Genomic DNA, 9,217 nt, shown 5'->3' with positions numbered 1-9,217 from the left:
GCTGCTGTCATCGCCGAGTACCTGCCCGAGCCCCTGTCCGAGGCGGAACTCGAGCAGATCATCGACGCCGCCATTGCCGAGACCGGCGCTTCGTCGCCGCGCGACATGGGCCGGGTCATGAAGATCGTGCAGCCCCAGGTCCGTGGCCGTGCTGAAGGCAGCGCCGTGGCGGCTGCGGTCAAAGCGCGCCTCGCCTAGCTCGGTGATCGTTGGCGCATTCTGGTTGCCATAGGCACCGGTTTGCGCCAACGATCACGCGCTGGAGTCATCCACAAGACCGATCAACCTGCCCAGATTTCCACATTCGACGTCGTGCGGCGGCATGTCTGAGACAGCATCGCAGAAATTGGGCGCATGCGCCTTTCAGACATCTCCGCAGTTCTTGCCAGCCAGGACGGCGTTGTGAGCCGCACCCAAGCAGCCGCGGCCGGCATCAGCCGAGCTGCCATCCGGCATGCCCTCGAATCACAGGCGTGGCAAGAACTGCTTCCGGGTGTCTTCGCCGCATTCTCCGGCCCGGTGACCGAGACCCATCGAATCCGCGCTGCATGGCTTTACGGCCGTGGCCGCGCACTGGTGACCGGAAACGTCACGTGCCGGGCAGCTGGCTTGCGTTACGTACCGGCCGAAGACGGCATCATGTTGCTGGGCCCGACCGGTTTCCGCCGTAAAGCCACCGGATTCGTCAGGGTGCGCCGGACGACTCGAATGCCCTCAGCACAGTTGTGGACACCGCCCGCTTCAACTCCACACGAGCGCCAGCGTCGAACGCCGATCTCGCTCGCACCAACACCGCGAGCGGTGCTGGACGCCGCGTTGTGCGTCGGGCTACGCACTGCGCAATCCATACCGCGCCGTGCCAACGGGACGCCGTTGCCTCGACCGCCAGGCGTGGCGTTGGTTTATGGTCGAGCCCTTCAAGATGTCCGCGCCCTGGTGTGTGAAGCCGTACAACGAGGCAAGGTGTCCCCCGCAGAACTCGTCGATGAACTCGAGCACGCACCTCAACAAGGCTCGATGCTGGCCCGTCGAGCCATTGCTGACGCCGTTGCGGGTTGCCGCTCAGCGCCAGAATGTGAGTTACGTGACTTGGTCACGTCGTCTGATGAGCTCCCAGAAGCACGCTGGAATCTGCCGCTCCCCGGGCAACCCAACGTCATCCCTGATGCCTGCTGGCCCGAAGCCAGGCTCATCGTCGAAGTCGACTCCGTGCAGTGGCACCGCTACGGCGACGCTCCGGAACGCACAGAGCAACGGCGAGCCATGTTGGCGTCCTTGGGCTGGACGGTGTACCCGGTATCACCTCGGCGACTCCGCACCGAGCCGCCGATCGTCCTTGCGGAGATCGTCGCTGCCTACCGGGCCGGATTAGCTCGGTGATCGTTGGCGCATTCTGGTTGCCATAGGCACCGGTTTGCGCCAACGATCACGCGGCGAGTTCCTCGGCCACCAGCTCCGCGATCTGCGCCGTGTTCAGCGCCGCCCCCTTGCGGAGGTTGTCACCGCACACGAAGAGGTCGAGGGAGCGGGGGTCGTCCAGCGACCTCCGGACCCGGCCGACCCACGTGGGGTCGGTGCCGACGACGTCGGCCGGCGTGGGGAACTCGCCCCGCGACGGGTCGTCGTACAGGACGACACCTGGTGCGTCCCGCAGGATCTCCGACGCGCGATCCGCGTCCACCTCACGTTCGAACGTCGCGTGGATGGCGACCGAATGAGTGGTCACCACCGGGACGCGCACACACGTAGCCGAGACCTTCAACTCCGGGCGATCGAGGATCTTGCGCGCCTCGTTCCGGATCTTCAGCTCTTCCGAGCTCCAGCCGTCGTCCTTCAACGACCCCGCCCACGGCACGACGTTCAGCGCCAGCGGCGCCGGGAACGGACCCAGCTCAGAACCGATGACCCGGCGCACATCACCCGGATGCGTCCCGAGTTCGCGATTGCCCGCCACCTTGCTCAGCTGATCGTGCAGCGTGTCGATACCGCTCTGGCCGGCGCCCGACGCCGCCTGGTACGACGCCGCCGACAGCTCCACGAGTCCGTACTCGGCATGCAGCGCGCCCAGCGCGACGATCATCGACAGCGTGGTGCAGTTCGCGTTCGCGATGATGCCCTTCGGGCGCTGGCGGGCCATCCGAGCGTTGACTTCCGGCACCACCAGCGGGACGTCGGGATCCATCCGGAAAGCACCGGAGTTGTCGATCACCACGGCACCACGCTCGGCGGCCACGGACGCCCATTCCGCGGAGACCTCATCGGGGACGTCGAACATCGCGACGTCGACGCCGTCGAACACCTCCGCCGACAGCTCGCGAACCTCGACTTCCTCGCCCCGGACCAGCAACCGGCGCCCGGCCGAGCGCGCCGACGCGATGAGCCGGATCTCACCCCACACGTCCTGGCGGGTGGAGAGGATGTCGCGCATCACCGTGCCGACCGCTCCCGTCGCTCCCACGAGGGCCAGGGTGGGACCGTTACGCTCGCTCATCGGCCTGTTCCTCCGTACACGACCGCTTCTACCTGCTCTGAATCGAGATCGAACGCCCGGTGAAGGGCACCTACTGCGGTGTCGACGTCTTCGCTTCGGACCACGACCGAGATCCGGATCTCCGAGGTGGAGATCATCTCGATGTTGACACCGGCGTCAGCCAAGGCGCTGAAGAACGTCGCGCTCACGCCCGGGTGGCTGCGCATACCGACACCGATGAGTGAGACCTTGCCGATGCCGTCGTCGTAGCGCAGCGACTCGAACCCGACGGTCTGCTGAATGGCGGTCAGCGCCTCGACACCCTTGCGGCCGTCGGTGGACGGAAGCGTGAACGAGATGTCGGTTCGGTTGGTGTCGACCGCGGAGACGTTCTGGACGATCATGTCGATGTTGACGTCGGCATCGGCCACCGAACGGAAGATCGTGGCGGCCTCGCCGACCTTGTCGGGAACCCCTACCACGGTGATCTTGGCCTCGCTGCGGTCGTGTGCGACCCCGGAGATGATCGGTTGTTCCATGTCGGGCTGATCACTTTCCTCGGTCGGGCTGGACACCCACGTGCCGTCGAACGTGGAGAAGCTGGAGCGCACGTGAATCGGCATGCCATAGCGTCGCGCGTATTCGACGCAGCGCAGGTGCAGAATCTTCGCGCCGCAGGCCGCCATCTCGAGCATCTCTTCGTAGGTGATCCGCGGAACCCGCCGAGCGTTGGCGACGATGCGCGGATCGGCGGTGAAGACGCCGTCGACGTCGGTGTAGATCTCGCACACATCGGCCTCGAGCGCCGCGGCCAGGGCAACCGCAGTGGTGTCGGAGCCGCCGCGGCCGAGGGTGGTGACGTCCTTGCTGTTCTGGCTGACGCCCTGGAACCCGGCGACGATGGCGATGGCACCGCTGTCGAGTGCCTGCCGGATCCGGCCTGGTGTCACGTCGATGATGCGGGCGCGGCCGTGTACCGAGTCGGTGATGACCCCGGCTTGGCTGCCGGTGAACGACCGGGCCTCGTGACCGAGGTCGCCGATGGCCATGGCCAGCAACGCCATGGACATCCGCTCGCCCGCGGTCAGCAGCATGTCGAGTTCGCGGCCGGAAGGCAGCGGCGAGACCTGCTTGGCGAGATCGAGCAGTTCGTCAGTGGTATCGCCCATCGCGGAGACGATGACGACCACTTCGTGGCCTTCCTTCTTCGTGGCGACGATGCGCCTGGCGACCCGCTTCACCGCGTCGGCGTCAGCAACAGAGGATCCACCGTACTTCTGGACGACCAGACTCACGGCACACTCCTCCCACGACGTTTCACTGCCCTTGGCAGTCTAGGCGAACCGGGCGCCATACCCCGAGTCGTCCGGATCTCGGAACGCCCGCCTCAGAGTTCGGCTTGCGCTGGTAGCGGGCCTTCCAGCACGTCGATGGCTTCGTCGTGATGGTCGAGGCGGGTATGCGCGATCAACGAGTGCAGCGCCCGCAACGCTGCTCCGCAGCTCGAACCCCACGAGGACAGGTAGGAGAACTGCCACCACCACAGCGCCTCGACCACCCGGCCGTCCCGGTAGTGCGACAGGCCGTGCAGCAGGTCGGAGGCGATACTGGCGAGGTCGTCGGACAGGCGGAAGCCGGTGGCTCCGCGGGCGGGGTCCACCGGGTCGACGACCTCCACGTAGGCGTCGACCGGATCGAGCAGGCCGGCGATCCGCTCACGCAACTCGTCGACGTCGGGATCCGGGCCCGCATCCGGCTCGAACCGTTCGACGGGGACGACGTCGCTGATGGCGCCCAGCCGACCGCCGGCCAGGCAGAGCTGACTGACCTCGAGCAGCAACATGGACAGCGTCGTGTCGGGGTTCTCGCCGCGGGCGATCTCGCGGATGGCGACCAGGAAACTCTGGATCTGGTCAGCGATCTCGGCCGCCAGATCGGTGTAGTCGTCGGCCGCACCGGGCCCTGTGGACCTCGTCTCAGTACTAGACATCAAGCAACCTCCGACCCTCGAACGCCCGCCCCAAAGTGACCTCGTCCGCGTACTCGAGGTCGCCGCCTACTGGCAGTCCACTGGCCAGACGCGTCACGCGCAAGCCCATTGGCTTGATCATCCGGGCGAGATATGTCGCGGTGGCCTCGCCCTCGAGGTTGGGGTCGGTCGCGAGGATGAGCTCGGTGACAGTGCCGTCGGCCAGCCGGGTCATGAGCTCACGTACGCGCAGCTCGTCCGGGCCGATCCCCTCGATCGGACTGATCGCGCCGCCGAGCACGTGGTAGCGGCCGCGGAACTCGCGAGTGCGCTCGATGGCGACGACGTCCTTCGGCTCCTCGACCACGCACAGGATCGCCGGATCGCGACGCTGGTCGAGGCAGATGCGGCACTGTTCGTCCTCGGCGACGTTGCCGCAGGTGGTGCAGAACCTGACCTTGTCTTTGACCTCGGTCAGGGCCGAGACGAGCCGGCGAACATCGTCGACGTCTGCGGCCAGGAGGTGAAACGCGATGCGCTGGGCACTCTTGGGCCCGACGCCGGGAAGCCGCCCGAGCTCGTCGATGAGATTCTGGACGACGCCTTCGTACACGGGTGCCCCCGGTCAAGAGCCGGGGCCGCGGGCGGGCCCGTCGTCGGAGTCGTCGTCGGCCTCGGAATCGGGCAGCTGGCCAGCTGTCGCGCCGCCGAACAACCCAGCCAGCTGGGACGGGTCGCCCCCGGTCCCGCCGAGCAGGCCCGCGACATCGGCGTTGAGCGCACCCATCTGCTCCTCAGCCCGGCGCTGGATCTTCGCGTGAGCGTCGCGGACCGCGGCGATGATGAGGTCAGCCAAGGTGTCGACGTCGTCGGGGTCGACGACGGAGCGATCTATCTGCAGATTCGTCAGCTCGCCGGTGCCGGTGACCGTGGCCTGCACCAATCCCCCACCGGCCGAACCGGTGGCCTCGGACTCGCTGATGTCCTGCTGGGCAGACATGAGCTGTTGCTGCATCTGCTGGGCCTGCTGAAGCAGGCGCCCCATGTCGATGCCTTCGTTTCCGGGCGGGAACACCACATGCCTCCTCGGACAGGCGTCTGCGTCGCGGGCACTCGCGGACGATGTCACTGCGAGCCTACGGCACGGCCGGGGCCGAACCGACCCCGCCGACCGCTATTCGTGCTCGATCTCTTCGATGACCGTGGCGCCGAGCGTGCGCTCGAGCAACTGGCGCTCGGTCAGGCCCGAATCGTCGAGGTCGGCGTCGTCGGGATCGGCACCGGAATCGTCGGCGGAATATGCCGTCGGTGCGGCCGGCGCCTCCGTGCGCGGCGGCGGTGCACCCGGCGAGTCCGGCGGGGCCGGAGTAGCGGCCGAGCCGCCGTTCTTGCCGCCGATCGGCCCGGAATCGGCCGCCGGTGGAGGCGGGCTGTCGGCTGCCGGCGGCGCCTGCCGGCCAGGGTCGGCGGACGGGTCGACGATGGCGTTGATCCGCAGATCGAGCAGGAGCACTTCCTTGATCGCCTGCTGCAGACAGGCCTGGAAGTCCTCGCGGCGCGCGAACGTGTCGCGCAGGGTGGGTTTGCGGAAGGCGAGCGTGAGCACACCGTCGGACACGTCGGCCACGGTGGACTCCTGCGAGATCAAGCTCCAAGGGGTCCGCTTGATTTCGCGAAGACGCACCAGGACTTCCGGCCACATCCGCCGGACGTCAGCCACGCCACCGGACGCCGGCTCCGCGGCGGACTGCGGCGTGGGGTCTGCGGCAGGTCGGGGTGCGGGTTCAGGAGCGGCGGGTGCGGGTTCAGGAGCGGCGGGGGCGGGTTCCGCCGGCTCCGGCGTCGGCTCGGGTCGGGCGGACGCTGGTGGCGGCTGCGATTCACCGGCTTCGGCTGCGGCAGCGGGTTCGCCACCACCGGCGAGACGGCGCTCGACGCGGTCGAGACGCGCCTGTACCCCGGAGACGGAATCGTCAGCCCCGGGGAGGAGCAGCCGGGCACAGACGAGCTCGAGCTGCAACCGCGTCGGCGTCGCGCCCTTCATGGCGGTGATGCCTTCGTCGACGACCGCAGCCAGGCGGATCAGATCCGACGGCCCCAACCGAGAGGTCTGGCCGATCATCCGCTCGACTTGGTCCGGTGGCACGTCCAGCAGCCCGGTCTCGGCGGCATTCGGCGCCGCGCGCAGGACGATCAGGTCACGGAACCGTTCCAGCAGGTCGGTCAGGAACCGGCGCGGGTCGTGACCGGAGTCCATGACGCGGTCGATCGCCGCGAACACCGAGCCGCCATCACCTGCAGCGATGGCTTCGACGACCTGGTCGAGCAACGCGGCGTCGGTGAAGCCGAGCAACCCCACCGCCAGCTCGTAGCTGACACCGTCCTCGCCGGCCCCGGCGATGAGCTGACCCAACACCGACTGCGCGTCGCGCGCGGACCCGGCTCCGGCCCGGGCGACCAGCGCCAGCGCCGCGGGCTCGATCGGCACCCCTTCCTGCTCGCAGATCCAGGCGAGGTTTTGCTGTAGCACCTTGGCCGGGATGAGGCGGAACGGATAGTGATGGGTCCGGGAGCGGATGGTTCCGATGATCTTGTCCGGCGCCGTGGTGGCGAAGATGAACTTCAGGTGCGCCGGCGGTTCCTCGATCAGCTTGAGCAACGCGTTGGCTGCGCCGGGACCGAGCTGATGCGCCTCGTCGATGATGTAGATCTTGAAGCGGGACGACACGGGCGCGAAATGCGCCTTCTCACGCAAGTCACGAGCGTCGTCGACCAAGCCGTGCGTGGCGGCGTCGAGTTCGACGACGTCGATGTTGCCGGGCCCGTTGGGAGCCAGGTCGGTGCACGACTGGCACGTCCCGCACGGCTCGGGCGTCGGTCCCTCCGCGCAGTTGAGAGACCTCGCGAGGATGCGGGCCGACGACGTCTTGCCGCAGCCACGCGGACCGGAGAACAGGTACGCGTGGTGGACGCGGTCATTGGACAACGCCCGGATGAGGGGCTCGGTGACATGCTCCTGCCCCACCACGTCGGCGAAGGTGCCCGGGCGGTACGTGCGGTAGAGCGCTAGCGACGACACCTTGCGAACCTTAGTCGTCCACGCCGACACCGCACATCCGCAGTCGTCTCCGGGTCATAGATCAGCCGCGCCGACAACCCGGCGAACAAGAAGGGACCCCTCGCGCACCCGGCAGAGCCCACGTACCCTTGCTGCCTTCCGGCCCTGGGGGAGTTAGGCGGGATACCGCCGCGCGAGGGGTCGGCTGTCAGTCTACGTGTCCGCCCGGCACGCGATGCAAACCGGCCTCGATTTCGACCATCGCCTCGTCGTCCGTTAACCTCTACGCGGAGGATTCGCCTAGTGGCCTATGGCGCACGCTTGGAAAGCGTGTTGGGGGCAACCCCTCGCGGGTTCGAATCCCGCATCCTCCGCCACGCTCACCAGGGCGACCCGTCAGCAGCGGTCACATCACCAATGTCGGCAACTCGACGGTCCGCCCTGGCCGCCCCGGGCGGACCGTCGACCAGACCTTCGACGCCGTCCAGGACGGACTACCGCTGATTTCTGGCATGAACCAGTCGAACCAGCCTCATCGGTGACAAGAATTCCTGCTGGTCGAAGAACCCGGCTGAGGTCACCATCGCCTCATCGATCTCGTCCTCGACTCGCCACCCGTTGTCGGCGAGCCAGCCCGTGACGAGCTCTGAGCTCGCCGAGCATCGCCACGGCTCACCGCCACGACCTGCAACGGCGGCAACCGCGTCCGCGAACTCGCGCCCCGCATCGTCACGTAACTCAGGCGCCACGTGGTAATCGAAGACGAGCGACGACCCCTCGGCAAGATCTGCGAGCTCGGCGAAGAATCGTCGACACAGGTCGGGTGTCAGGTACATGCTCACACCCAGCCAGACCACGCTGACAGGTCGGCTCAACTCCAGACCCGCAGCCTCGAGTCCGCGAAGATCGAATCCGTCTTCCAAGTCGGCGGAGACGTAGCGGGCCTCGTCGGCCAGGCCTGCCTCATCGAAGAGCTGAGCGCGCCAGGCCAGCACACCTGCCCGGTCGACGAGCCATACCTGGTCAGGACGCGGCTGTGGACGTCGATGACCGATGGTGTCGAGTCCGGCGCCGACCACGACAATCTGATCTGCGCCCATCCTCGAGAGCACGGCCTCCGCGTAGCGAGACCGCGCACAAGCGGACAACCGAGCCGCAGCGAGAACCGCTGCCTCCGGATGCGCTAATTGGTAGTCGAGCGGGGAATGCCCCTGCGCACGGCAGAGGCGCTCAGCGACTTCGTCGATCAGGATGTGCGGCTCTGCGTCCACGTGCGCATGCGCAGCACGGGCAGCGGCGGCGAACAGGGCAGTCTGACTGGGTTCTATGTGAGCTGTCACTTCAACTAATTACCAGTTTCAGACCCACGGATCTAGCCGGCGCGCCGATGCTCGGCACATCGAACCCGCTGATGGAACCCGAGCCTCACCCCCTAGGGGTGATGTGCGCGCGGCGCGTTGCCCGCACGTTGGGTTCACTCCTGCAGGCACGCGGATGGAGCATGGTCATGGCCGACTACCCGCCCATCGCCGATCACGGCCTCATCGGCGATCTGCAGACCGCCGCCCTCGTGAGCACAGACGGATCGATCGACTGGTTCTGCGCGCCGAGGTTCGACTCGCCCAGCATCTTCGGTGCCCTGCTCGACCAGCAGCGCGGTGGTCATTTCTGGATCCGGCCGAGCCAGATGATCTTCACCACCAAGCAGTTGTACTTCCCC

At 67.4% G+C, this 9,217-nt stretch carries 9 protein-coding genes, 1 tRNA gene and 1 other RNA gene; 3 read left to right on the top strand and 8 right to left on the bottom strand.

Features of this window, described 5'->3' with window-relative positions; translation table 11 throughout:
• A partial coding sequence (locus M6444_RS11615) for a GatB/YqeY domain-containing protein (protein WP_298327197.1) occupies positions 1-198 on the top strand: 198 nt, incomplete at its 5' end.
• A 1,228-nt stretch (positions 199-1,426) separates the two neighbouring features.
• Here M6444_RS11615 and M6444_RS11610 read toward each other — a convergent pair.
• From M6444_RS11610 to ffs, 7 genes are all read right to left on the bottom strand, one after another.
• On the bottom strand, positions 1,427-2,491 hold the full coding sequence (locus M6444_RS11610; RefSeq protein ID WP_298327195.1) for an aspartate-semialdehyde dehydrogenase: 1,065 nt from the start codon (positions 2,489-2,491) through the stop codon (positions 1,427-1,429).
• Positions 2,488-3,765: an aspartate kinase gene (locus M6444_RS11605; protein ID WP_298327193.1), complete on the bottom strand. Its 1,278-nt coding sequence runs from the start codon at positions 3,763-3,765 to the stop codon at positions 2,488-2,490. The genes M6444_RS11610 and M6444_RS11605 overlap by 4 nt, the downstream gene beginning before the upstream one ends.
• A 92-nt stretch (positions 3,766-3,857) precedes the next feature.
• The gene (locus M6444_RS11600) at positions 3,858-4,460 is read right to left on the bottom strand and encodes a DUF5063 domain-containing protein (RefSeq protein ID WP_298327191.1); all 603 of its coding nucleotides are present in this window, start codon (positions 4,458-4,460) and stop codon (positions 3,858-3,860) included.
• Positions 4,453-5,052 (bottom strand): recombination mediator RecR, encoded by a 600-nt coding sequence (recR, locus tag M6444_RS11595; protein ID WP_298327188.1) that lies wholly within the window; start codon positions 5,050-5,052, stop codon positions 4,453-4,455. The genes M6444_RS11600 and recR overlap by 8 nt, the downstream gene beginning before the upstream one ends.
• Before the next feature lie 12 nt (positions 5,053-5,064).
• On the bottom strand, positions 5,065-5,514 hold the full coding sequence (locus M6444_RS11590) for a YbaB/EbfC family nucleoid-associated protein (protein WP_298327184.1): 450 nt from the start codon (positions 5,512-5,514) through the stop codon (positions 5,065-5,067).
• Between the two features lie 99 nt (positions 5,515-5,613).
• Positions 5,614-7,518: a DNA polymerase III subunit gamma and tau gene (locus M6444_RS11585; protein WP_298327181.1), complete on the bottom strand. Its 1,905-nt coding sequence runs from the start codon at positions 7,516-7,518 to the stop codon at positions 5,614-5,616.
• Between the two features lie 88 nt (positions 7,519-7,606).
• Positions 7,607-7,703: signal recognition particle sRNA small type (ffs, locus tag M6444_RS11580), an RNA gene on the bottom strand.
• 83 nt (positions 7,704-7,786) lie between these two features.
• Here ffs and M6444_RS11575 point away from each other — a divergent pair.
• Positions 7,787-7,874: transfer RNA gene (locus tag M6444_RS11575), tRNA-Ser, on the top strand.
• Between the two features lie 117 nt (positions 7,875-7,991).
• Here the strand turns inward: M6444_RS11575 and M6444_RS11570 are convergent.
• Entirely contained in the window at positions 7,992-8,837 is an 846-nt protein-coding gene (locus tag M6444_RS11570) for an SAM-dependent methyltransferase (protein ID WP_298327179.1), read from the bottom strand.
• Positions 8,838-9,004: 167 nt separating this feature from the next.
• On the opposite strand from M6444_RS11570, the gene M6444_RS11565 reads away from it, so the two are divergent.
• A partial coding sequence (locus M6444_RS11565; protein WP_298327176.1) for a trehalase-like domain-containing protein occupies positions 9,005-9,217 on the top strand: 213 nt, incomplete at its 3' end.

Source organism: Haloactinopolyspora sp. (assembly GCF_027324685.1).
Lineage (GTDB): Bacteria > Actinomycetota > Actinomycetes > Jiangellales > Jiangellaceae > Haloactinopolyspora.
The sequence above is the reverse complement of the archived record's forward strand: the minus strand, read 5'-3'. Positions and strand labels throughout refer to the sequence as shown.

Bases quoted from the DNA above. Each gene is read 5' to 3' on its own strand.
- M6444_RS11600 (WP_298327191.1), bottom strand. From the start codon at position 4,460: ATGTCTAGTACTGAGACGAGGTCCACAGGGCCCGGTGCGGCCGACGAC.
- M6444_RS11610 (WP_298327195.1), bottom strand. From the start codon at position 2,491: ATGAGCGAGCGTAACGGTCCCACCCTGGCCCTCGTGGGAGCGACGGGA.